The sequence below is a fragment of the Gordonia aichiensis genome (assembly GCF_039946255.1).
Taxonomy (GTDB): Bacteria; Actinomycetota; Actinomycetes; order Mycobacteriales; family Mycobacteriaceae; genus Gordonia; species Gordonia aichiensis_A.
In genome coordinates this window covers 314,160-338,206 of the sequence record NZ_JBCDWL010000002.1, presented here as the reverse complement: position 1 = coordinate 338,206, position 24,047 = coordinate 314,160, and the positions used below count along the sequence as shown (strand labels likewise).

The 24,047-nt window shown below is 69.5% G+C and carries 20 protein-coding genes and 1 pseudogene; 14 read left to right on the top strand and 7 right to left on the bottom strand.

Annotated features, from left to right (window positions below; genetic code table 11):
* Positions 1-5 precede the first annotated feature (5 nt).
* Both AAFO60_RS04440 and AAFO60_RS04435 read left to right on the top strand, forming a co-directional pair.
* Positions 6-1,256, top strand: a complete 1,251-nt coding sequence (locus AAFO60_RS04440) for an amino acid deaminase/aldolase (RefSeq protein ID WP_347954954.1) — start codon at positions 6-8, stop codon at positions 1,254-1,256.
* Entirely contained in the window at positions 1,253-2,584 is a 1,332-nt protein-coding gene (locus tag AAFO60_RS04435) for a D-arabinono-1,4-lactone oxidase (RefSeq protein ID WP_347954953.1), read from the top strand. The genes AAFO60_RS04440 and AAFO60_RS04435 overlap by 4 nt, the downstream gene beginning before the upstream one ends.
* Before the next feature lie 40 nt (positions 2,585-2,624).
* On the opposite strand, the gene AAFO60_RS04430 is transcribed toward AAFO60_RS04435, so the two are convergent.
* A complete protein-coding gene (locus AAFO60_RS04430; protein ID WP_347954952.1) occupies positions 2,625-3,356 on the bottom strand; it encodes an enoyl-CoA hydratase in 732 nt (243 codons plus the stop codon).
* An 86-nt stretch (positions 3,357-3,442) separates the two neighbouring features.
* Here AAFO60_RS04430 and AAFO60_RS04425 point away from each other — a divergent pair, with 86 nt between their 5' ends.
* The 4 genes from AAFO60_RS04425 to AAFO60_RS04410 all read left to right on the top strand — a co-directional run bounded on the left by AAFO60_RS04425 (position 3,443) and on the right by AAFO60_RS04410 (position 6,500).
* Positions 3,443-3,760, top strand: a complete 318-nt coding sequence (locus AAFO60_RS04425; RefSeq protein ID WP_347954951.1) for a helix-turn-helix transcriptional regulator — start codon at positions 3,443-3,445, stop codon at positions 3,758-3,760.
* Positions 3,753-4,337 carry a hypothetical protein gene (locus AAFO60_RS04420; protein ID WP_347954950.1) on the top strand — a complete coding sequence of 195 codons (585 nt, stop codon included), beginning with the start codon at positions 3,753-3,755 and terminating at the stop codon, positions 4,335-4,337. Before AAFO60_RS04425 ends, AAFO60_RS04420 begins: the two co-directional genes overlap by 8 nt.
* An 82-nt stretch (positions 4,338-4,419) precedes the next feature.
* A complete protein-coding gene (locus tag AAFO60_RS04415) occupies positions 4,420-5,307 on the top strand; it encodes an ABC transporter ATP-binding protein (protein WP_347954949.1) in 888 nt (295 codons plus the stop codon).
* Positions 5,308-5,312: 5 nt separating this feature from the next.
* Positions 5,313-6,500, top strand: coding sequence for an ABC transporter permease (locus tag AAFO60_RS04410; RefSeq protein ID WP_347954948.1), 1,188 nt, complete (start codon positions 5,313-5,315; stop codon positions 6,498-6,500).
* A 60-nt stretch (positions 6,501-6,560) separates the two neighbouring features.
* Here AAFO60_RS04410 and AAFO60_RS04405 read toward each other — a convergent pair whose 3' ends face one another.
* From AAFO60_RS04405 to AAFO60_RS04395, 3 genes are all read right to left on the bottom strand, one after another.
* Complete coding sequence (locus AAFO60_RS04405; protein WP_347954947.1) at positions 6,561-7,547, bottom strand: oxidoreductase; 987 nt, start codon at positions 7,545-7,547, stop codon at positions 6,561-6,563.
* Positions 7,548-7,682: 135 nt separating this feature from the next.
* Positions 7,683-8,039, bottom strand: a complete 357-nt coding sequence (locus AAFO60_RS04400; protein ID WP_347954946.1) for an FKBP-type peptidyl-prolyl cis-trans isomerase — start codon at positions 8,037-8,039, stop codon at positions 7,683-7,685.
* A gap of 1 nt (position 8,040) precedes the next feature.
* Entirely contained in the window at positions 8,041-9,351 is a 1,311-nt protein-coding gene (locus AAFO60_RS04395) for a citrate synthase (RefSeq protein WP_347954945.1), read from the bottom strand.
* A gap of 146 nt (positions 9,352-9,497) precedes the next feature.
* Between AAFO60_RS04395 and AAFO60_RS04390 the strand changes: the two genes are divergently transcribed.
* The gene (locus tag AAFO60_RS04390) at positions 9,498-11,096 is read left to right on the top strand and encodes a carboxyltransferase domain-containing protein (protein ID WP_347954944.1); all 1,599 of its coding nucleotides are present in this window, start codon (positions 9,498-9,500) and stop codon (positions 11,094-11,096) included.
* 66 nt (positions 11,097-11,162) lie between these two features.
* The gene (locus AAFO60_RS04385; protein ID WP_347954943.1) at positions 11,163-12,203 is read left to right on the top strand and encodes an oxygenase MpaB family protein; all 1,041 of its coding nucleotides are present in this window, start codon (positions 11,163-11,165) and stop codon (positions 12,201-12,203) included.
* An 84-nt stretch (positions 12,204-12,287) separates the two neighbouring features.
* Here the strand turns inward: AAFO60_RS04385 and AAFO60_RS04380 are convergent, their stop codons facing one another.
* The 3 genes and pseudogenes from AAFO60_RS04380 to AAFO60_RS04365 form a co-directional block, all read right to left on the bottom strand.
* On the bottom strand, positions 12,288-13,271 hold the full coding sequence (locus AAFO60_RS04380) for an MFS transporter (RefSeq protein ID WP_347954942.1): 984 nt from the start codon (positions 13,269-13,271) through the stop codon (positions 12,288-12,290).
* A pseudogene (locus AAFO60_RS20970) lies at positions 13,199-13,639 on the bottom strand (MFS transporter); the annotation flags it as partial. The gene AAFO60_RS04380 and the pseudogene AAFO60_RS20970, both read right to left, overlap by 73 nt.
* Positions 13,640-14,007: 368 nt before the next feature.
* Positions 14,008-14,889 carry a LysR family transcriptional regulator gene (locus AAFO60_RS04365; RefSeq protein ID WP_347954939.1) on the bottom strand — a complete coding sequence of 294 codons (882 nt, stop codon included), beginning with the start codon at positions 14,887-14,889 and terminating at the stop codon, positions 14,008-14,010.
* Between the two features lie 124 nt (positions 14,890-15,013).
* On the opposite strand from AAFO60_RS04365, the gene hglS reads away from it, so the two are divergent.
* The 6 genes from hglS (at position 15,014) to AAFO60_RS04335 (ending at position 23,885) form a co-directional block, all read left to right on the top strand.
* The gene (hglS, locus tag AAFO60_RS04360) at positions 15,014-16,435 is read left to right on the top strand and encodes a 2-oxoadipate dioxygenase/decarboxylase (RefSeq protein ID WP_347954938.1); all 1,422 of its coding nucleotides are present in this window, start codon (positions 15,014-15,016) and stop codon (positions 16,433-16,435) included.
* Between the two features lie 3 nt (positions 16,436-16,438).
* Positions 16,439-19,267 carry an FAD-binding and (Fe-S)-binding domain-containing protein gene (locus tag AAFO60_RS04355; protein ID WP_347954937.1) on the top strand — a complete coding sequence of 943 codons (2,829 nt, stop codon included), beginning with the start codon at positions 16,439-16,441 and terminating at the stop codon, positions 19,265-19,267.
* Between the two features lie 67 nt (positions 19,268-19,334).
* Complete coding sequence (locus tag AAFO60_RS04350; protein ID WP_347954936.1) at positions 19,335-20,315, top strand: carbon-nitrogen hydrolase family protein; 981 nt, start codon at positions 19,335-19,337, stop codon at positions 20,313-20,315.
* A 55-nt stretch (positions 20,316-20,370) separates the two neighbouring features.
* Entirely contained in the window at positions 20,371-21,801 is a 1,431-nt protein-coding gene (locus AAFO60_RS04345) for an FAD-binding oxidoreductase (protein ID WP_347954935.1), read from the top strand.
* An 85-nt stretch (positions 21,802-21,886) separates the two neighbouring features.
* Complete coding sequence (locus AAFO60_RS04340) at positions 21,887-22,858, top strand: alpha/beta fold hydrolase (RefSeq protein WP_432211689.1); 972 nt, start codon at positions 21,887-21,889, stop codon at positions 22,856-22,858.
* A gap of 10 nt (positions 22,859-22,868) precedes the next feature.
* The gene (locus tag AAFO60_RS04335; protein ID WP_347954933.1) at positions 22,869-23,885 is read left to right on the top strand and encodes a YihY/virulence factor BrkB family protein; all 1,017 of its coding nucleotides are present in this window, start codon (positions 22,869-22,871) and stop codon (positions 23,883-23,885) included.
* Positions 23,886-24,047 lie beyond the last annotated feature (162 nt).

Below are 24,047 nucleotides of genomic sequence, written 5' to 3'. Positions count from 1 at the left end.
CCGCGATGTCGTCCACCGATCTGCCGTACGTCACCGATCCGGAGCAGTACTGGGGCGGGATCGACGACGCGGTGGCGCGAGCCGGGCTCGACTCCCCGGTCCTCACCCTCGATCTGGGAGCCCTCGAACACAACATCGCCGACCTGCGACGGCGAGCCGGCGGGGTCCCGATCCGGGTCGCCAGCAAGTCGTTGCGGGTCCGATCCGTGATCGACGACATCCTGGGCCGCGACGGTTTCGCCGGGGTCCTGGCCTACGACGTCGCCGAAGCGCATTGGCTGGCCACCGAGTCGGGCGTCACCGACGTGCTGCTGGGCTATCCGAGCGTCAAGCGCGGAGCCCTGGCCGCCCTGCTGAGCGATGAGACGGCGTGCGAGCGCGTGACCCTGCTGGTCGACGCCGCGGCGCAGCTCGACATCGTCGACGCGGTGTGCCCGCCCGACCGACGGCCCACGGTTCGGGTGGCGATCGATCTGGATGCGTCGCTGCGCGCGGCGGCCGGGCACGTGCACGTCGGAGTGCGGCGATCACCGGTCCACAGCGTCGGACAGGCGCGCGAGCTGGCGCACACCATCACCGCCCGGAAGGGTTTCCGGCTGGTCGGCGCGATGTCGTACGAGGCGCAGGTGGCCGGCGTCGGCAACGAGGTCGCGGGCAAGGCGCTGATGAACACCGCGGTGCAGGCCATGCAGTCGGTCTCGATGCTCGAGCTCCGACACCGTCGAGGGCGGGCGATCGCCGCACTGCGCGAAGTGGCCGACCTGGAGTTCGTGAACGCCGGCGGCACCGGTTCGCTCGAAGAGACCGCCAAGGACGACGCCGTCACCGACATCGCCGCGGGCAGCGGCTTCTTCGGCGGGCACCTGTTCGACACCTACAAGCATTTCCGACCCGCGCCCGCACTCGCCTTCGGGCTCGACGTGCTGCGCCGGCCCGACCGCGAGATCGTCACGTGCGGGGGCGGCGGCTGGGTGGCATCGGGTCCGCCCGGCACCGACCGCCTGCCGAAGCCGGTGTGGCCTGCGGGACTGCAGTACATCGGCACCGAGGCGGCCGGCGAGGTCCAGACGCCGCTGCGCGGGAAGGCCGCGGCCGCTCTGCGGATCGGCGATCGGGTGTGGTTCCGGCACACCAAATCCGGTGAGGGGTGTGAGCGTTCGGAGTCGGTCGCGCTGGTGCAGCGCACCGCCGACGGCACGGCAGAGGTCGTCGACGTCGTCCCGACCTATCGTGGAGAAGGGAAGTGTTTCTTGTGAGCGCACGCGGATCGGGCACCGCCTCGGCGACGTGGAGCAACTGGGGCGGGACCGCGCACTGCGCGCCGAGTCGGCTCCTCATGCCGCAGAGCGTCGACGAGCTGGCCGCCGACGTCCACGCCGCCGCCGAACGCGGTGAGACCGTCAAGCCGGTCGGCGCCGGGCACAGCTTCTCCGAGATCGCGGTGGCACCGGGCGTCCAGGTGAGCATGTCCGGTTTCCAGGGCCTGCGCAGCGTCGACGTCGACCGCCGACGGGTGACCCTCGGCGCGGGCACGCACCTGCATCAGCTTCCCGGTCTGCTCGATCCGCTCGGCTTGGCGATGACCAATCTCGGCGACATCGACCGCCAGACCATCTCGGGCGCCACGTCCACCGGCACGCACGGCACCGGCGGCCGTTTCGGCGGCATCTCGACCCAGATCTGCGGCGCGACCCTCGTCGACGGCGACGGCCGCGTCCGCACCCTCGGCGAGGACGATCCCGACCTCAAGGCCGTCGCCCTGGGGCTCGGCGCGCTCGGCGTCCTCACCGAGGTGACCCTTCAGTTGGTCGACGCCTTCGCGATCGAGGCGGTGGAGGCGCCCGCCGACGCCGACGAGACCATCGACGGATTCCTGGAGCGGGTCGCGACCGTCGATCACTACGAGTTCTACTGGTTCCCGCACACCACCTGCGCGCTGACCAAGACCAACACCCGCCTGCCCGCGGGCACACCGGCGAGCGGGCCGGGCCGGGTGCGCCGCTACATCGACGACGAGCTGCTGTCGAACGGACTGTTCCGGGTGCTGTGCACGCTCAGCGCCACGGCACCGGCCGTCGTTCCGGCGATCAACCAGCTGTCGGGCCGGGCGTTGTCGGCCCGAACCTACACCGACCGCTCCGACAAGATCTTCATCTCGAACCGCGACGTCCGGTTCCGGGAGATGGAGTACGCGATCGACCTCGCCGCGGTCCCGGAGGTGCTGCGCGAATTGCGCGCGACCATCAACCGACGCAGGCACCGGGTCAGCTTCCCGATCGAGGTCCGCGCGGCCGCAGCCGACGACCTGATGCTCTCGACCGCGAGCGGACGGGCCTCCGGCTACATCGCCGTGCACCGCTACCACCGCGACGACTCGCGGTCGGCGCAGGCGTACTTCCGCGACGTCGAGGACATCATGACCGCGCACGGCGGTCGCCCGCACTGGGGAAAGATGCACACTCGGGACGCCGACTACCTGCGCAGCGTCTACCCCCGCTTCGACGACTTCCTCGCCGTCCGCGACCGCTTCGACCCGAACCGCACCTTCGCGAACCCCTACCTCACCCACACCCTGGGCGAGTAGGTCTGCGCCCGCCGGCTGAGCGGGCGGCGAGCCCCGGGATCTACCGTCCGCGGAAGACCGGCGCCCGCTTCTCCTCGCGGGCGGCCCGCGCCTCCTGCACGTCGTCGCTGAGCCAGGCGGCGTGCATGGCCGCCACGCGGTCAGCGGGGGCCTCGTCGCGGGCGCCGTCGCCGGTGAACACCGACTTGTAGTGCCGCAGCGTCAGCGGCGCGAACTGTGCGATCTCGGCGGACCACCGCTGGGCGTCGGCCAGGCTGCCGAGCCGGTTCGCGAAGCCGAGGCCCAGCGCCTGGTCGGCGGTCAGCAGGTCGCAGCCGAAGAGCATGCCGCGCGCGTGCCCGGCGCCGACCAGCGAGACGAGCCGCCGGATCGTCCACTCGTCCACGGCGACACCGATCTTGGCCGCCGGAATCCCCACGAACGCAGACGGTGCGAGGACTCGCAGGTCGGCAGCCATCGCCAGTTGCAGTCCGGCGCCGAGCGCCGGGCCATTGAGCGCCGCGATCACCGGGACCGGGGTCGTCTCGATCTGCTCCATCAACGCAACCAGAGCGTCGATGAAGGACCGGTTGTACACCGGACCCGACAGATCGGCGCCCGCGCTGAACGCCTTGCCCCGACCGGTGAGAACGATGACGCGCGCACCACCGTCGACCGCCTCGGCGAAGGCCGTCGACAGTCCTGCGACCATCCCCTCGTCGAGGGCATTCCGCTTGTCTTCGCGAGCCAGTTCGATGGTCGTGACGGTCCCGTCGGTGCTGCTCTCAATCATGCGGGCATGCTATCGAGTACCACCGACATCGCCGTCAATAGGGTCAACGGTTGACATTTCGTTGTGTTTTCACAACACTCGATTAGGTGAGTCCGGTCAGGAGGGGCCCTCGGCTCCCCATCCACAACCGCATCGCCGTCCTACGCGCCGAGCGGAAGATGTCACGCGCCGAGCTGGCCGACGCGGTGGACATCAACGTCCAGTCCGTGGGGGCACTGGAGCGCGGCGACAACTACCCCAGCCTCGACCTCGCCTTCCGCATCTGCGAGGTCTTCGGGCTGCCGGTGGAGGCCGTCTTCAGCCGCACCGAGTTCACCGCCATGTCGACCCAGCTCTACGGCCCACCCGATCCCCCGCAACCGACGACGACGCAACCGACGACGAATGGTCCGACAGATGATTGACTCCAACTCCGTCTTTCCCGACGATGCCGTCCCCCAGTGGGCGCGCCGCTACACCGCGGGCGCGGCGCGCCGACATGACCGCTTCGTTCACCTGACCCGCAACCTGTTGCCCGGCATGCGTAATCGTCGCGGACGTCGGACCCTGGCCGCGACCGTCGTCATCTCCCTGGACGTCGTCCTCATCGCTGCCGTCATCTCCTTCTGGAGCATCGGCTGGGCGTCGATCCCGCTGGCCGCGGGGCTGGTCGTGTCGTTGACCGCGCTGATGATGCTGCGCATCGTGACCGGCTCGGTCGGCGGCGCACCCGCCGACGCCCTCGACGAGATCCAACTCGCCCAGCGCAACGCCGCACGGGCGATCTGCTACAACCTGGTGATTCCGATGATGCTCGTGGTCTACGCGATCCTCATCGGACTCTCGATGCGCGAAACCGTCAGCGGCGACTCGCTGGTGGCCGCCGCCTGGCTGCTGATCGCCCTCGTCTACTCGGCCTCGTGCCTGCCCGACGTGCTCATCTCCTGGTGGATGGCCGACCCAGAACCCGACGACTTCCCGCTCGACGACCCGTCCGACTGACGACCGCCCAGTCGATGACCATCCAGCAGGCGACTGCTGCGCCGAACGACTGCTCACCTGATGACGACATAGGAGAACTCTTGTGCCACAAGCATTGACCGTTAACCACCTGGCGAAGAGCTACGGGCGGGTCAAAGCCCTGACCGATGTCACCTTCCAGGTGGCGCCCGGTGAGATCTTCGGCTTCGTCGGCAGCAACGGCGCGGGCAAGTCCACCACCATGCGCATCATCCTCGGCGTGCTGGCCGCCGACTCGGGGCAGGTCCTGCTCGGCGGATCGCCGATCGACTTCGAGGGTCGCAAGCGGATCGGCTACATGCCCGAGGAACGCGGCCTGTACCCCAAGATGAAGGTCGGCGACCAGTTGACCTACCTCGCGCGCCTGCACGGCCTGTCGAAGGCCGAGGCCGTCGACGCCACCGAGCAGTGGACCCGCCGCCTCGGCATCCACGAGCGGATCGGCGACAACGTCAACGACCTGTCGCTCGGCAATCAGCAGCGGGTCCAGCTCGCCGCGGCCCTGGTGCACGATCCGGACGTCCTGGTTCTCGACGAGCCCTTCTCCGGCCTGGATCCGGTCGCCGTCGACGTGATGAGCGAGGTGCTCACCGACAAGGCCGCCCAGGGCATCCCGGTGATCTTCTCGTCGCACCAGCTCGACCTGGTGGAGCGCCTGTGCGACACCGTCGGCGTCATCTCCGGCGGCGTGATGAAGGCCCTCGGCACGGTCGACGAGCTCCGCGCCCGCGACGGTCTGCGCCTGCAGGTGGCGGGCCCCGATTCGGCGGCCCGCTGGGCCGACGGCCTCCCCGGCGTGACCGCTGTCGATTACGGCGACGACTCCGCGGTCCTGCACGTGGACGGCGCCGACGACCAGCAGATCCTCCAGGCGGCACTGGCCGCCGGCCCGGTCCATCGATTCGCGATGACCGCGCCCTCCCTGACCGAACTCTTCCGAGAGCTGGTGTGACGCAGATGAATTCATCGATCCAGAACATCCTTCTGGTGGCCGGTCGCGAGATCGGCACCCGCGCTCGCGAGAAGTCGTTCGTGATCAGCACCGGCCTGCTGATGGCCGTGATCATCATCGGCGCCGTCGTCTGGTCGAGCCTGTCGGGCGGCGAGAGCGTCGACCGAGTGGGCGTGGTCGGCGGCGACCGGAGCCTCGCGCAGACGATCGAGGCCACCGGGGCCGCGGCCGGCCAGCGCATCTCGGCGGTCGCGGTGCCGGATGCGAGCGCCGCGCGCGCCCAGGTGGCCGACGGCGACCTGGACGCGGCCCTCGTCGTCGGCAGCGACGGCGCGTACACCGCGATCAGCAAGAACGCCATGAACCCGACCGTCGAGGGCATCCTCCGGGGCGTCTCCTCGCAGCGCGCACTGTCGACCGCACTCGAGGCCAAGGGAGTCGACGCCGCCACCCTCCCCGAGCCCCGCTTCGAGACGGACCGGACCCAGGTCACCAAGCCCGACGAGGCCCAGCGCGTCACCGTCGCCCTGATCGGCTCGGTCCTGCTCATCATGGCGATCATGATGGGCGGCCTGATGGTCGCCGTCGGAGTCGTCGAGGAGAAGTCCTCCCGCATCGTCGAACTGCTGTTGTCGACGGTCCGACCGCTGCACCTGCTGTGGGGCAAGATCCTGGGGATCGGCGCCATCTCGCTGGGTCAGATCGTCCTGATCGGTGCCACCGCGATGGTCGCGGGAAAGGTCACCGGCCTGCTCACTCTGACCGGCACCGCGGCCACCGTCTTCGCCGCGGTGATCGCCTGGTTCCTGCTCGGCTTCCTGTTCTTCGCCGCCCTGTACGCGGCCACCGGCGCGATGGTCAGCCGCCAGGAGGAGCTGAACTCCAGTTCGGCGCCGCTGACCGTGCTGGTGATGGCGGTCCTGTACTCGGGCACCTTCGGGATTCAGGCCCTCGATTCACCGTTCATCGAGACCCTCAGTTGGATTCCGCCGTTCAGCGCGGTCCTCATGCCGATCCGCATCGCGACCGGTGACACCGATCCGGCGCAGGTCGCGGGAACCTTCGGGCTGATGATCGTGGCCTGTCTGATCGCCGTGTGGGTCGCCTCCCGGATCTACCGGCACTCGATTCTGCGCACGGGCAGCCGGATCCGTTGGCGCGAGGTGGCGGGGATGGTCACCGCACGCAAGTGAGGCGCGATCCTGTGACATCTGGAACCGGGAGGGTTCCAGATGTCACAGGATCCACCGCCGTCAGGCGATCTTGACGACGCCCCGCCCGGTCGCGCCGCCCGCCCGGATCCGATCCAGGGCCGCAGGCAGCTCCTCGAGGCCGATCTCGTCGATCAACCGGTCCAGGTGACGCGGCTGCAGATCGGATTCGATCCGCGCCCACAGGGCCCGCCGCACCCTGCTGCTCGCCAGCACCGAGTCGATGCCCTCCAACGCCACTCCGCGCAGGATGAAGGGCATCACCGTCGTCTCCAGACCCGCGCCGCCGGTCAGTCCGCTCGCGGCGACCGCGCCGCCGTACGAGGTCGTCGACAGCACGTAGGCGAGGGTCCGACCACCGACGCAGTCCACCGCGGAGGCCCACCGCTGCTTGTCGAGGGGGCGGATCTTGGCATCCGGGTCCTCCGGGAGGCGCCCGATCACCTGCGCCGCACCCAGCTCCCGCAGCAGTTCGCCGGCCGACTCCTTCCCCGAGGACGCCACCACCTCGAATCCCAGCTGTGCCAACAGGTCGACGCTGACCGAGCCGACGCCGCCGCTGGCACCGGTCACCAGCACCGGGCCGTCAGACGGCTTGAGTCCCCGGTTCAGCAGGGCCTGCACGCTCATCGCCCCGGTGAACCCCGCGGTGCCGACCGCGGCGGCCTCGCGCGTCGACAGCTTCTCCAGCTTGTACACCCACTCGCTCGAGACGCGCGCGTACTCGGCGTATCCGCCGTGCTGCGCGGTGCCGATGTCGTGCCCGTGTGCGACCACCGCGTCGCCGGGGGCGAACAGGTCCGACGCCGACTCGGTCACCACGCCCGCGATGTCGATCCCCGGGATGATCGGGTAGTTGCGCACCACACCGCCGCGCGGGGTCACCGCCAGCGCATCCTTGTAGTTGACGCTGGAGTACTCGACGCGGATCGTCACATCGCCGTCGGGCAGAAAGCTCTCGTCGACGCTCTCGCGCGCCAGCGTGATGGCACCGTCGGCCTCGCGTGCGACCATCGCGGTGAATGTCATGTGCTGCTCCTCGACTGTCGGGCCGGCCGTCGTCGACGGACGGGCCTGGGGGTGGGGTGTCGGTCTCGAGGTTACTTCCAGAGACGAGAAGAACCGCATCGCAGGTGCGATGCGGTTCTTTTCGTCGGACTCGGCTCAGACTCCGAGCAGATCGATCACGAAGATCAGCGTCTTGCCCGACAACCGGTGGCCGGCGCCTGCCGGACCGTAGGCCAGCTCCGGCGGGACCACCAGGCGACGACGACCGCCGACCTTCATGCCCGGGATGCCCTCCTGCCAGCCGGGGATCAGCGCGTCGAGCGGGAAGCGTGCGGACTGGCCGCGGTCCCACGACGAGTCGAACTCCTCACCGGAATCGAACTCGACGCCGACGTAGTGAACGTCGACGGTGCCGCCGTGCTGCGCCTCGGCGCCCTCACCGATCACCAGGTCGGTGACTTCGAGGGAGGCGGGCGCCGGGCCCTCGGGGAACTCGACTTCGGGCTTGCTCATGTCAGCGGTCCCCCATCTCGACGAAATCGCGCTCGGTGTAGCCGGTGTACAGCTGGCGCGGACGACCGATCTTGGTGGTCGGATCGTTGTGCATCTCGCGCCAGTGCGCGATCCAGCCGGGCAGTCGGCCGAGGGCGAACAGCACGGTGAACATGCGGGTCGGGAAGCCCATCGCCCGGTAGATGACGCCGGTGTAGAAGTCGACGTTCGGGTACAGCCTGCGCTCGACGAAGTAGTCGTCGTGCAGTGCGACCTCTTCCAGGCCCTTCGCGATGTCGAGGAGCTCGTCCTGGACGCCGAGTGCGCTGAGGATCTGGTCGGCGGTCTTCTTCACGATCGCCGCACGCGGGTCGTAGTTCTTGTAGACGCGGTGACCGAAGCCCATGAGCTTCACGCCGTCTTCCTTGTTCTTCACCTTGGTCATGAAGGCCTTGGTGTCGCCGCCGGAAGCGCGGATCTCTTCGAGCATCTCGAGGACGGCCTGGTTGGCGCCGCCGTGCAGCGGGCCCCAGAGCGCGTTGATGCCGCCCGAGATCGAGGTGAACAGGTTGGCCTGCGACGAGCCGACCAGGCGCACGGTCGACGTCGAGCAGTTCTGCTCGTGATCGGCGTGCAGGATGAAAAGCATGTCGAGCGCCTTGGCGACCTCGGGGTCCACCTCGTAGGGCTCGGCCGGGAAGCCGAAGGTCATCCGGAGGAAGTTCTCGACCAGGTTGAGCGAGTTGTCCGGGTACAGGAAGGGCTGACCCTGTGACTTCTTGTAGGCGTAGGCCGCGATGGTCGGCAGCTTGGCCAGCAGGCGGATGGTCGCCAGCTCGACCTGCTCGGGATCCTTGGGATCGAGCGAGTCCTGGTAGTACGCGCTGAGAGCGTTGACCGCGCTCGAGACCACCGGCATCGGGTGCGCGTTGCGCGGGAAGCCGTCGAAGAACCGCTTCAGGTCCTCGTGCAGGAGGGTGTGCCGCTGGATGCGGGTGGTGAACTCCTCCAACTGCGTCGGCGTCGGCAGCTCACCGTAGATCAGCAGGTAGCTGACCTCGATGAAGGTCGACTTCTCGGCGAGCTGGTCGATCGGGTAACCGCGGTAACGCAGGATGCCCGCGTCGCCGTCGATGTAGGTGATCGACGACTTCGTCGACGCGGTGTTGACGAAGCCTCCGTCGAAGGTCGTCAGTCCGGTCTGGGCGAGGAAGGTGCCCAGCGCGACCGAATCGCTGCCCTCGGTGGCGCGCAGGATCGGCAGATCGATCTCGCCACCCGGGTAGGTGAACTTCCCTGTCGCCTGTTCGGTCACGTCATTGTCAACGGACACACAAACCCCTTATAACTCGCGGGTGAGCAGTTGCTGGGTAACAACCTAGTCGTGGTTCGACTCGGACGCCGCACGAGGGTCCCACGTTCAGCATCCACGACTCTTGTCGCGTGCTCAGCTTACGCATAAGTCGGTACCGTGATGGAATGCGAGAGCTCCCCGCGGGCAGCGACGCCACCCTGCTTGACCTGCATGCCGAGCCGTTTCCCGAGGCGACGGCGGTGCGCGTGGCCCGCGCCCTGCGCGCGGCGGTCGACGACGGGCGCCTGCCGATGTGCGATGTGGTTGTGGGCGCCGACACAGTCTTGGTCGAGGCGCTGCCGGGCGCAGGACTGGATCGGCTGTCGATTCTGAGAATCGCCCGTGACGCCCGCGCGCACGCCCCGGGAACCGATCCGGCGACCGATTCGGCCGCCTCGCCCCTGACTGTTCCGACGGTCTACGACGGCGCCGATCTCGCGTCGGCGGCCGACCTCGCCGGAGTTTCCACAGATCGGCTGATCCGGGCCCACAGCCGCGTCGTCTGGACCGTCCAATTCATGGGTTTCGCACCCGGTTTCGGCTACCTGGTCCCCCACCCCGACGCCGACGCCGACGACACCGCGATCCTGGCCCGCATCACGCGGCGCGCGCAGTCGCGGCCGTCGGTCCCGGCCGGCTCGGTGGCCATCGCGGCCGGCTACAGCGCGGTGTATCCGCGAACCAGCCCAGGCGGGTGGTTCCTGTTGGGGCACACCGATATTCCGCTGTGGAACAGTGCCGCGAACCCGCCTGCCGCCCTGCACGCGGGCCGGCAGGTGCGCTTCGTCCCCGCCCGTGCCGACGACGCTCACCACGCGCGCCGCCCCGCACTGACACCGGCGCCCGAGGCGAGCCGGACGCACGCCGGTCTGATCGTGGTGAGCACCGGCCCGCTGGCGACCCTCCAGGACCTGGGTCGCCCGGGTCTGGCACACCTGGGGGTCCCCCGGTCGGGCGCCGCCGACCAGTTCGCCCTCACCCAGGCCAATCGGCTGGTCGGCAACGCCGAGCACGCCGCAGCCGTCGAGGTCACGCTGGGCGGATGGTCCGCCCGCGCGGTCGGTCGCCAACTGGTCGCGGTCACCGGTCCGGCCGTCGACGTCCGGGTCGACGGCGTCCCGGTCGGCAGCCACTGCGCCCTCACTCTCCCCGACGGCGCCGTCATCGCGGTGGCGACACCGCCTCGCGGCTGCCGCAACTACGTGGCGATCCGGGGCGGTTTCGATGCCGCCCCCGAACTGGGTTCCCGGGCCGGCGATGTGCTGTCGGCGCTGGGGCCGCCGCCGCTGCGCCCCGGGGATGCGCTACCGGTCGACGACGCGGCGCAGGCGTGGCCCGCCGTCGACTTCGCGCCGACGGCGGGCGCCGACGGCGTCGTCGAACTGTTCGCCGACCGCGGCCCGCGCGATGACCGGCTCGAGGACGCCGCCGTGCTGACCGCAGGCCGGTGGACGGTGGCGCCCGCGAGCAACCGCGTCGGGGTTCGGCTGGTGCGCACCGGGTCCGAACCGTATCCGGAGCACCGCGCCGACCTCGGCGAGATGCGCAGCGAGGGCGTCCCGTTGGGCGGAATCCAGATCCCGCCCAACGGGCACCCGGTGATCTTCCTGACCGATCACCCGGTCACCGGCGGCTATCCGGTGGCCGCCGTCTTGACGCCCGAATCCCGGTGGCGGGCCGCCCAGCTGGTGGCCGGCGACGTCGTTCGGCTGACTTTTCGATGACGGCGGGCGGCGGCGAGATCCTGAAGAGTGATTGACACCACTGAGACGTATCGATACGTTCGTCTCATGACGCAGGCAGAGGCCGTTCCCACCAGCGGCGGATTCGAAGACGCGGACCGATCCACCGGAGCACGCTCCGCCGACGCCATCGCCTCGCCCGGACCGGACTCGGTCACCTGGAAGTACTTCGGCGACTGGCGCGGCATGCTCATGGGCCTGTGGTCGGGGTCGATGCAGAACATGCATCCGAAGCTCGCCGCCGGGGTGTGGGATCACTCCGACTTCTTCGGCGAACGCTGGGAACGCCTGCTGCGTTCGCTGTACCCGATCAGCGGCGTCGTCTTCGACCGCACCCCGGAGACCGGCCATGCCGTGCGCGACTATCACCTGACGATCAAGGGCACGATGGACACCGGAGAGCGCTACCACGCGCTCGACCCCGACGTCTTCTACTGGGCGCACGCCACCTTCTGGTACGGCAACATCCGCTGCGCCGAGGCCTTCGGGCCGCCGATCTCCGAGGCCGACAAGCGCCGCCTGTTCGAGGAGTCCCGCGCCTGGTACGCCCAATACGGCGTCAGTATGCGGCCGTGCCCGGACACCTACGAGGACTTCCTCGAGTACTGGGACCACATGTGCCGCCACGTCCTGCGCGATCACGCCGCGGTCCGCACCGTCCTGGACATCACCACCCTGCCGCCACCGCCGTGGATGCCTTCACTGGTGCCGGACTGGTTGTGGCGCAAGCAGATCGGCGTGGTGCAACGCCTCTTCATGTGGATCACCACCGGTCTGTACGACGAACCCGTCCGCGAGATGATGGGGCTGAGGTGGACCGACGCCGACCAACGCCGTTTCGAGTTGTTCGGCAAGGCCGTCGACACCGGGATGCGACTGTTGCCGCGACGCTACCGCCGCCATCCCCGGGCCCGCGACGCCGACGACCGTCTCACCGGCCGCGTCGCTCCCGACGCGCCGCTGCTGGAGAGCCCGGCCCGCAACCTGCCCTCGGGCGCCGAGCGCGACAACCCGATCCACTACTGCCCCGTGCATGCGAGCCGTCGCGCCAATCTTCCGTGGCAGAGCAACGACGAGACCGGACGGTGACGGAACGGGGCCGCCCCGCCCCACACGGACCCGGTGGAGCGGGGCGGCCGGTCGGCACCCGATCGTGCCGTTCGGTCAGCGTGTTCAGACGGGCTCGGTGACACCGCGATCACGCGCAGTCGCCACCGGCGGCTCCGGGAGGTCGACGGCGGTCTCACGCAGCCGGCGCCGATGGATCGTCTGCGTGAGGTATCCGCCGAGGCCGCCCAGCACACCGATCACCACCACCAGCAGCGACACCGACCAGCCCGCACCGTCGGACCACAGGAGCAGCGCGGAGGCGATCATCGGAATGAAGCCGCTGAGCACCGCGGAGAGGTTGTAGCACAGTCCCATCGCCGTGTAGCGGGTCTCCGCCGAGAACAGTTCCAGCAGCAGCTTGCCGTTGACCGCGTAGGCGAGCGAGAGGCAGGCCAGTCCGATGAAGATGCCGACCACCAGACCGAAGTAGGTCGCCATCGACGCCACGCCCATCAGGGGGAGGGCCAGCGCCACCGTGGCCACGCCGCCGATCATCGTCAGCCGCGCCGCGCTGATCCGGTCGGCCACGCGGCTGAGCAGCAGCAGCCAGCCGATCTGAATCGCAGCGGCGGTGAGGGAAGCGGCCAGCACGGTCGACGCCGCCATCCCGAGCTGGTTCTTGGCGTAGCTGATCATGAAGGTGGTCACGACGTAGAACAGGCCGATGCCCAGGAACGACGCCAGGGTCCCGGCGAGCAGTTCGGCACCGTTCTCCCGCAGCACGACGAGCAGCGGGAACGACTTCTTCTCGGGCCGATCGCCGTCTGCGGCCTCGGCCTCCGCCTCAGCGACCATGGCGAGGAACTCCGGAGACTCCTCGACCTTCTGCCGGACGTACATCGCGATGGCGAGCAGCGGGAAGGCCAGCAGGAACGGGATGCGCCAGCCCAGCTGTCGAAACCGTCGCCGCTGAGCACGGTGACCAGGGCGAAGGCGCCCGAGGACATCAGGGTGCCGACCGGCGCACCGATCTGGGGCAGGACCCCGTAGAAGCCGCGCTTCTTCTCGGGCGCGTGCTCGAGGATCATTGTCATGGCACCGGACCACTCACCGCCCACCGCGAGCCCCTGGATGAAGCGGAAGGTCGTCAAGGCGATCGGCGCGATGACGCCGATCGACGCGGTCGGCGGCAGCAGACCGATCATGCCGGTGATGGCGCCCATGATCACCAGCGACCAGATCAGCGCGATGCGCCGCCCGTACCGGTCGCCGACGTAGCCGAAGATGACTCCGCCGATCGGGCGGGCGACGAAGCCGACGGCGAACGTGCCGAACGCCGCGATCGTCGCCACCACCGGACTCAACCCGCTGAAGAACAGCGAGCCGAAGACCAGTGCGGCGGCGGTGCCGTAGATGTAGTAGTCGTACCACTCGAGCGCGGTGCCGACGAAGGTGCCGATGACTACCTTGCGCATGCTCGTCGGGTCCGGCGCACTCACGCCGCCCGGCGCGGCAGCAGGCAGTCGGGACATGTCGATTCTCCTCTTGGTACAGCGGATGCGACCGGAGGCCGTCCCTGGGCGGGGAGGGTCCGGGCGGCCTTCGCGGCCGCGGCAGCCGAGCCCCGCGGGTGGAGCGGGGCGGCGAATGTTCTGAGGCGGCATCCGAATGGGATCGGCGGGCCCGGAGAGTTCAGGTGGTGCGATACGTCCCGGGAGGAGTCATCGCAGCGAGGCACGCGAACAGCGCTGGATCGCATTCGGCGAATGCGGCGCTCGGGCGAACGACACGGATGCCTGGTTCGGTCACGGCATGAAATGTGTCGCAGGCAACAATAGCAGGTTCACTGCGGCAGGCAACACCGCAAGCCGTCGATCACCTGGCGGACACTGCGTCGCTCCAGACTCGCCGGCTGCGCGAGCGCGACCAGGAGCCGCTCGGGATCACCGGGGAAGCGGTGCTCGTGGCAGTGATGAGCCCGCAGCCGGGAGGTGGTCTCGGTGGCCGGCGTGACGCCCAACCCGGCTTCGGCCAATGCTATCGCCGCGACGTGGTTCGACAGCACGTGCCGTACCCGCGGCGTCACTCCGACCGCGTGCAGGGCCAGCCGTATCGACGCGCCGAAGTGACTCTCGTAGGGCGGCATCACCCAGTCGACCTCGTTGAGCCGGGCGATCGTCAGCGGCTCCGGATCCGAGGAGAGCAGGTGGAAGGGCTCGCTCTGCATCCGCACCACCGTCAACGCCTGGTAGTCCATGACCGGGTAGTTCGGGTAGTCCACGCCCAGCGCCACGTCCAGACGCCCCTGCGCCAGACGTTCGTGCACCGTGGTCAGCGAGATCTCGTGTGCATTGACGGTGATCTGCGGGCTGGTCCGAGCGAGCAGCGCCAGCAGCTCGGGCAGGTATGCGACCGCGGCGGAGGTGAAGATCCCGAGATTGACGGTGACGGGCCGATCGTCGTCGGCGCGTTGCAGCGCATTCGCGGCGGCCTCGTTGGCGGCGATGATCTCGCGCGCATGGCCGACCATCACGTGCCCGGCATCGGTGAGCCGCACCCCTCGCCCCAGACGGATGAGCAGGTCCTGGCCGACGGCCGCCTCGAGAGCGGAGATCTGCTGCGAGATCGCCCCGGTCGTATAGGACAGGAAGGTCGCCGCCGCGGTCATCGATCCGAAGTCCGCCACGGCGACCAGCGCACGGAGCTGCTGCGTCGTCCAATTCATGAGGCCCACCTTACCGAGGTTTTAGGTTTCTTAAACTTAATTGTTCATAATCCTTCGCTAGGCCTAAAGATCGTGATCCTGCCAACATTGACGCCGGTTCGGTCCAACAGAGAGGAGACGATTCGTGTCGCCAGTGGAAGTCGCGGTTCTACGAGCACAGTTCGCAGAACGGCTGTCCGAGGTGTACGGCCGGGAGGTTCCCGCCTACACACGCCTCGTCGAGGCGTCGTCGGCGGTCAACCGCCAGGTCATGATGAACGAGGGAGTCCAAGCCGAGCGACTCGGCTCCGTCGACCGCGTCACCGCGGAACGGCACGGTGCGATCCGCGTCGGGACCCCGGAGGAACTCAACCAGGTCGCCCGCATCCTGGGCGCCTTCGGCATGCATCCGGTCGGGTTCTACGACCTGCGCGACACCGCCGACAGCTCGATCCCCGTGGTGTCGACGGCCTGCCGCCCGATCGACGCGGCCGAGCTGGATCGCAACCCCTTCCGGGTCTTCTGCTCCATGCTGGTCCCCGAGGACCGACGATTCTTCGACGCCTCCATGCAGGCTCGCCTGGAGGAGTTCCTGGGCGCGCGCCGCATCTTCGGCGACCGCCTGCTGGAGCTGGCCGACAAGTGCGAGGCCACCGGCTTGTCGGAGAGCGAAGCCGAGGAGTTCCTCACCGAGGCCGTCGCCGCCTTCGAGATCTCGAGCGAACCCGTGCCGAAGGAGTGGTACCGCGAACTCGAGCAGATCTCGGCGGTCGCAGCCGACATCGGCGGCGTCACCAGCACGCACATCAACCATCTGACGCCCCGGGTCCGCGACATCGACGAGCTCTACCGCGTCATGTCGGCCTCCGGCATCACGATGATCGACGCGATCCAGGGCCCGCCGCGCTGGGAGGGCCCCGATCTCCTGCTCCGTCAGACCTCGTTCCGTGCGCTCGAGGAACGTCGCCGCTTCATCGACGCCGACGGCGAGATCTCCGAGGGCTCCCTGCGCGTCCGCTTCGGTGAGGTCGAGGCGCGAGGCATCGCCCCCACGCCCGAGGGCCGCCGACGCTACGAGGAGGCCATCGCCCGGATCGAGGCCGCCCGCACCGACGGGACGATGGATGCGCGCAACGACGCCGCAGCCGCCGTCTGGCGCGAGTACTTCCCGGACTCCGAGCAGGGTCTGCACCGCGACGGTCTGGCCTACTTCACCTATGCCGTCCCCGCCGACCGCCCCGGCGCCGAGCCGCCCGCCGCCGCCGACGTCGAAGAGCTGCTGTCGGGCGGCTGGCTGGTCGCCGAGCCGATCGTCTACGAAGACTTCCTGCCCCGCTCCGCCGCCGGGATCTTCAGCTCCAACCTCGTCGAGGCCGGTGCGAAGAACGGCGAGCACGACGGCGCCGGCTACGACCTGGCGCGCCTGTCGACGCTGATCGGGCGCCCCATCGCCGATCCGGACGAGCTCTACCGGCAGCAGAGCCAGACCAGCCTGAATGCGGCGACCGACGCGCTCGGTCTGCCCCGAACGACGCCGACCCCGGCGCCGACCGTCGCGCACATCTGACCGATGGACATCAACACGTTCGAAGCCGAGCTGCGCGAGGCCGTCACCGGCGAGGTCGACTTCTCGGCCCGTCGGCGCGCCGAGTACTCCACCGATGCCTCCAACTACCGCGTCGTGCCCACCGCCGTGGTCTTCCCCCGCTCCGGCGACGACGTCGTCGCCGTGCGCCGGATCTGCGCGATCCATCGCGTCCCGCTGATCGGTCGCGGTGCGGGCACGTCGGTGGCGGGCAATGCGATCGGCACGGGCGTCGTGATCGATTTCAGTCGGCACATGAACCGCATCATCGAGATCGATCCGCAGGCGCGGACCGCGCGCGTCGAGCCGGGGGTGATCCTCGCCGACCTCAACGCCGCGGCCGGCCGGTACGGGCTGCGTTTCGGACCCGATCCGTCGACGCACACCCGGTGCACGATCGGCGGCACCCTCGGCAACAACGCCTGCGGCCCGCGTGCGCTCGCGTACGGTCGCGCGGCCGACAACGTGGTCTCGATGGACTGGCTCGCCGGGGACGGGCGCCGCTTCACCGTCGCGGACGACCTCACCGTCGTCCCGGGCCTCGACGCCTTCACCCGCACCAACCTCGCAACGCTCCGCCTCGAGTTCGGCCGCTTCTCCCGCCAGGTCTCCGGCTACTCGCTCGAGCACCTGCTCCCGGAGAACGGTCATCATCTGGCGCGGGCATTGGTCGGCACCGAGGGCAGCTGCGGGTTGATGCTCGAAGCGACGGTCCGACTGGTCCCCCGCTCGGCCACCCCGGCGCTGGCCGTCCTCGGCTACCGGTCGATGGCCGAGGCCGGCGACGACGTGCGCAACCTGCTGCACCTGCAGCCGCTGGCGATGGAGGGCATGGATTCGCGCCTGGTCGACGTGGTGCGTCGCGCCAACGGACCCGACGCCGTCCCGCCGCTGCCCGCCGGCGACGGCTGGCTGTTCGTCGAGATGCCCGGCGAGACCGTCGAGGAGGGTCTCACCGCCGGTCGCGAGCTCATCGCCGCGAGCGCCGCCCTCGACTCGGTCCTCCTGCCGCCGGGCCCCGAGGCGACCGCGCTGTGGAAGATCCGCGCCGACGGCGCCGGTCTGGCCGGCCGGACGCCCTCCGGTGATCAGGCGTGGCCGGGCTGGGAGGACGCGGCGGTGCCGCCCGAGCACCTCGGGCAGTACCTGCGCGACTTCGAGGCGCTGATGGCCGCGCACGAGGTGGAAGGCCTCGCCTACGGTCACTTCGGCGACGGCTGCGTCCACATCCGGATCAACATGCCCCTGGAGGAGCGCCCGCACGAGATGCGTCCGTTCATCCTCGCCGCTTCCGATCTCGTCCAGCGCTACGAGGGCTCGCCGTCCGGCGAACACGGTGACGGTCGCGCCCGCGGAGAGCTGCTGGCCGGCATGTACTCGCCGGACGCGATCGCCGCACTCGCCGGCTTCAAGGCGCTGTTCGATCCGTACAACGTGTGCAACCCCGGCATCATCGTCGACCCCGAGCCGTTCGATGAGAACCTGCGACGACCCGCGGCACAGCCCCTGCCGGCGATCGGCGGCTTCTCGTTCGCGCACGACGGCGGCGACCTGTCCAAGTCCGTCCACCGGTGCGTCGGCGTCGGGAAGTGCCGGGCCGACGACGGCTTCATGTGCCCGTCCTTCCAGGCGACCAAGGACGAGAAGGACTCCACCCGGGCGCGGGCCCGCGTCCTGCAGGAGCTCGCGAACGGCAGTCTCGTCCAGGGATGGGACGCGCCGGAGGTCGCCGAATCGCTGGACCTCTGTCTGTCCTGCAAGGCCTGCGCGAGCGAATGCCCCACCGGCATCGACATGGCGATGCTCAAGTCGGAGGCCCTCTACCGCAAGTATCGCGGCAAGCGCCGACCGGCCAGTCACTACTCCCTGGGGCGCCTGCCGACTCTCGCCAGACTGGCCTCCCCGTTCGCCGGAGCGATCAACCGAGTCACCCGCAAACGAGCGCTGATGCGGCCCCTGATGTCGCTCGCGGGAATGGATCCCCGGCGCAGCATGACCGATTTCGCCCGCAAGCGGTTCTCGAAGCTCGCCCCGACCGTCGTCGAAGGCACCGCCGGCGACCTCGGCTCGATCGTCCTGTGGGCCGACTCGTTCACCGAGTACTTCCGGCCGGAGGCGGGACTGGCGACCATCCGGCTGCTCGAATCCGCCGGCTACACGGTGGAGATCGCCGCCCCCGGAGCCTGCTGCGGACTGACCCTGATCTCCACCGGTCAGCTCGACGCCGCGAAACGACGCCTCGCGCAGACCACGCGGCACCTGACGCCGCACGTCGCCCAGGGCAAGACGATCGTCGGCATCGAACCCTCGTGCACCGCGACGCTGCGCTCGGACCTGGTGGAGCTGCTTCCCGACGACCCGGACGCGGCCGCGCTGTCGGCGGCCACCCGAACCATCGGCGAGGTCCTCGACGATGCGGTGCGTGCCGGGTGGCGGCCACCGCGGCTCGACGGCGTCCAGGTGGTCGCCCAGCCGCACTGCCACCATCACGCCGTCATCGGTTACGGCGCCGACCGGCGAGTGCTGACCGCGGCGGGCGCCGAGCTGATCGTCGTCGAAGGCTGCTGCGGGTTGGCCGGCAACTTCGGGATGGAGAAGGGCCACTACGAACTATCGGTGAAGATCGCCGAGGACGGCGTCCTGCGCGTCGTCCGGGATCATCCCGAAGCGGTGGTGCTGGCCGACGGCTTCTCCTGCAAGACGCAGCTCGCCCAGCTCGGCGACGTGCCCAGCGTGCATCTGGCCCAACTGTTCGATCAGGCCGACGCCGTCGCGCGATCGTCGACCGGCGCCGCGCAGCGGACGCAGAATTGATGTGACCGGCGGGCGTGCGCCCGCCGTGACGCCACCGGAACCCGATTCAGTGAGAGATGGAGAGTAGATGACCAAGGTCGCAGTGGTTCAGGCCGCGACGGTGCTGTTCGACACGCCCGCCACGATGGCGAAGGTCCGCGAGTGGGTCGGGCGTGCCGCCGAGACCGGCGCGCAGATCGTCGTGTTCCCCGAGGGGTTCATCGGCGGGTACCCGAAGGGCCTGGACATGGGCTCGTTCGTCGGCGGCCGCACCCCGGCCGGGCGCGACGACTTCCTCCGGTACTGGAACTCGTCGGTGCGGATCGACGGACCGGAGATGGCCGAGGTGGCCGACCTCGCCACCGAGTTCGGCATCACGATCGTCATCGGGATCATCGAACGCGAGCACGGCACGCGGTACTGCGCGGTCGCCACCGTTGCTCCCGAGCAGGGCATGATCGCCTACCACCGGAAGCTGATGCCCACCGGTCACGAGCGTCTGCTCTGGGGCATGGGCGACGGCTCGACGATGCCCGTCGTCGAGACCCCGCACGGCGTGATGGGCACGGTGATCTGCTGGGAGAACCACCTGCCGCTGCTGCGGCACCACATGTACGAGCAGGGCGTGCAGATCTGGTGCGCCCCCACGCTCGACGACCGTGAGCTGTGGGCCACGAGCATGCGCCACATCGCGTACGAGGGCCGCGTGTTCGTGCTCTCGGCCTGCCAGTACATCGAGCGGGCGGACTGCCCCGACGACTACGACTGCGTGCTCGGGAACGAGCCGGACACCGTGCTGATGAACGGCGGCTCGTGCATCATCTCGCCGCTCGGCGAGGTCCTCGCCGGTCCCGTGTACGGCGAGGAGGCACTGCTGACCGCCGAGATCGACCTCGATGAGATCGTCCGCGCCAAATACGACCTGGACGTCGTGGGCCACTATTCTCGACCGGACATCTTCCAGCTGTACGTCAACACCCGCGCGAACCCGCAGACCGTGACCGGCCCGCCCCGGACCGTCGCACCGGCCGCCGACGACCAGCAGGATCCGACCGTCACCCTGCCGTGACTCCACCCGCCCCCGCCGCATCCCGATCGGGACCTCCCCAGAAAGGCAACGAACCATGGCCACCGCCGTGCCCGCACACGAGCTCCGGTCGCCGGCCCGAGCACCGCTGGCCGAGCTGATCGACGAGCTCGCACCGAAGACCGTCGTGACCGACCCCGCGGTCGTCGCCGCCTACCGGGAGGACGGTGCCCACGCGCCCAGCACCGCCGAGCCGCTGGCCGTGGTCCGCGCGCGCAGCACCGCTGACGTCCAGGCCACGCTGCGGTGGGCCGGTCGGCACCGGGTCCCGGTAGTGCCGCGCGGTGCGGGAACGGGCCTGTCGGGCGGGAGCATCGCCGTCGACGGCGCCGTCGTGCTGAGCGTCGAGGCGATGCGCGAGCTCCACGTCGATCCCGCCACCCGGACGGCCGTGGCACAGCCCGGCGTGCTGAACGTCGCGGTCAAGGCCGCCGCCGCCGAGCACGGTCTGTGGTATCCGCCGGACCCGTCGTCGTTCGAGATCTGCTCCATCGGCGGCAACGTCGCGACCAATGCGGGCGGCCTGTGCTGCGTCAAATACGGTGTCACCGCCGACTACGTCCTGGGGCTGGAGGTCGTGCTACCCGACGGCGAGGTGGTCCGGCTCGGCGGTCCCCGGCTGAAGGACTCGGCGGGCCTGTCGCTGACGAAACTGTTCGTCGGCAGCGAGGGCACGCTCGGCGTCGTCACCGAGGTGACGCTGCGACTGATCCCCGCACCGGAACCGCATTCGACGATGGTGGCGTTGTTCCCCACCACCCGTGCCGCCGCGGATGCGGTCCTCGCGATCACTGCCGGCATGCGGCCGTCCATGCTCGAGTTCATGGACCGCAATGCCATCGCCGCCGCGGAGAGCCGGCTGCGCATGGGGCTCGATCCGGAGGCGGCCGCGATGCTGATCGCACGGTCGGACGCACCGGGCAGTCAGGCGGCCCGCGAGATCGAGTCGATGGCCGCCATCTGCACGCAGAACGGTGCCACCGAGGTCTTCCACACCGACGACCCCGAGGAGGGCGAGGCCTTCGCCGCCGCGCGCCGCACCGCGTTCCCCGCACTGGAACGACAGGGCAGCCTGCTTCTCGAGGACGTCGGCGTACCGCTGACCGCGCTTCCGGACCTGATCGCGGGCTTCGACGCGATCGCCGCCGACCGCGACGTGACGATCGCGACCGTCGCCCACGCCGGTGACGGCAACACGCACCCGATGGTCGTCTACGACCCGCGCGACGCCGACATGCACGCCCGCGCCCAGGCCGCCTTCGACGACATCATGGCTCTGGCGATCTCGTTGGGAGGCACCATCTCCGGCGAGCACGGGGTCGGGCGACTCAAGCGCTCGTGGCTGCCGGAGTATCTAGGCCCCGAGGCGATGAGACTGAACGAGCGGATCAAGAACGCCCTCGACCCGGCAGGCATCATGAACCCCGGAACCATGTTCGCGGCACCGTCCTCGACCACCGCGGACTGAGCGAACGGCGTTCCGGCGCAGACAACCCCGGATTCGCGTTGGTAAGGTCCGGCGAGTCAAGTGTCTGGCGGACCAGAGGAGCCCAGTGATGACCGCGCCCATCGTTCACCGGATCGTCCGTGTCGGTGAGATCGACATGCACGTCGCCGAGCAGGGCGAGGGAGAGCCGGTGGTGCTGTGCCACGGCTTCCCCGGGCTGTGGTACTCCTGGCGGCACCAGATGGCGGCGCTGGCCGACGCCGGGTACCGCGCGATCGCGCCCGACATGCGCGGGTACGGCCGCACCGATGCGCCGACCGACGTGGCCGCCTACGACCGGGCGCACACCGTCGCCGACCTGACCGGGCTGCTCGACGCCCTCGGCCTGGACGACGCGGTGTTCGCCGGACACGACTTCGGCGCCCACCTCACCTGGGATCTGCCGTCCTGGGCTCCCGACCGTGTGCGCGCCCTGATCCAGTTCAGTGTGCCCCGCACGCCTCGGCAGCCGATCGCGCCGAGCGCGGCCTTCGCGCGGATGGCGCAGCGCCACTTCGTCCACTTCCATTACTTCCAGCAGCTCGGCGTCGCCGACGCCGAGCTGGGGGCACGCCCGCGGGAGTTCCTGGCGAAGATCTTCCATGCGCTCGGCGGCGACGGCGACTATCTGAGCTGCTGGGGTCATCCGTCGGAGGGCAACGGTTACCTGGACGTGCTGCCGGCGGCGCCGCCGCTGCCGTGGCCGTGGCTGAGCGCCGCCGAGTTCGACGTCTACCTCGACGGGTTCACCCGGACCGGTTTCACCGGCGGCCTCAACTGGTATCGCGCACAGGACCTGGTGTGGGAGCAGACCGCGCAGTCGCACGACCTGCCGATCACGGTGCCGACGCTGTTCGTCGCCGGCGAGCAGGACCCGGTGCTGTCGATGATGGGCGCCGCCGCACTCGAATCCACCGCGGCGATGGTCCCCGGTCTGGCCTCGACCCTCGTGGTGCCCGGCGCCGGGCACTTCGTCCAGATGGAGGCGGCACCGCAGGTGAACGAGGCGATGCTCGCGTTCCTGCGCGGGCTGGGCTGAGGAGGCCGCCGTGTCGCTCGTCTCGGCCCTCGACGGCTTCCAGCGCCGCCACCCCGTCGTCGGCTATCCGCTCGGGGTGGCCTACAAATACTTCGACGACCAGGGCGGCTATCTCGCGGCGTTGATCGCCTACTACGGATTCGTCTCCCTGTTTCCGCTGCTGGTGGTGTTCACGACCGTGCTCGGGATCGTGTTGGAGCACCACCAGGAGCTCAAAGAGCAGGTCATCGCCTCCACGCTCGATCAGATCCCCGTGGTCGGCAGCCAGCTGGCCGATCCCGCCGGGCTCAGCGGCAGCACGACGACGGTGATCATCGGGCTGATCGGCGCCGTCTACGGCGGTCTCGGCGTGGCCGTCGCCGTCCAGAATGCGATGAACGTGGCGTGGACGGTGCCGCGCAACTCCCGCCCCAACCCGATCAAGGTGCGGCTGCGGGGCGCGGTGCTGCTGTTCACCGTGGGTCTGACGATGATCGCGATGGTGGCCATCAACATCATCGTCGCCTCGGTCGACCTCGGCGCGGCCGGCTCGTACGTGACCGAGGCCGGCGTGATCCTGCTCGGGGTCGGCGTCTTCACCTTCGCGTTCCGATTCAGCACGGCCAGGCCCCTGAGCGTTCGCGACGTGCTCCCCGGCGCGGTCCTCGCCGCCGTCGGCTGGCAGGGGCTGCAGCATTTCGGTCGCGTCTACGTGGAGCGCGTCATCATCCACAGCCGCGACGTCACCGGCGTCTTCGCGGTGGTCCTCGGTCTGGTCGCCTTCCTGTACCTGGCCGCGGTGATGCTGGTGCTCTGCGTGGAGATTAACGTCGTGCGCGTCGACCGGATGTATCCGCGCGCACTGCTGACCGAGTTCACCGACAACGTCCGCCTGACCGACGGCGACGAGATCGCCTACGCCCGCGCGGCGCAGGCCCAGCGCAACAAGGGCTTCGAGGTGGTGACCGTGGAGTTCGACAATCCCCTCGAGCGCGAGGTCGACGCCCCCGACGCACCACCCGCCGCCAAGCCGATCGACCCCCGTTAGGCTGGCCGAGTACGTATCGAGACCCCCTCGTCTCGATACGCTCGCTCACTTCGTTCCCGGGCTACTCGACAACCCTGAAACGCCACCTTCCAGGCTGGTCGACAACCCTGAAACGCCACCTTCCAGGCTGGTCGACAACCCCTGAAAAGCGCCCACCCCAAG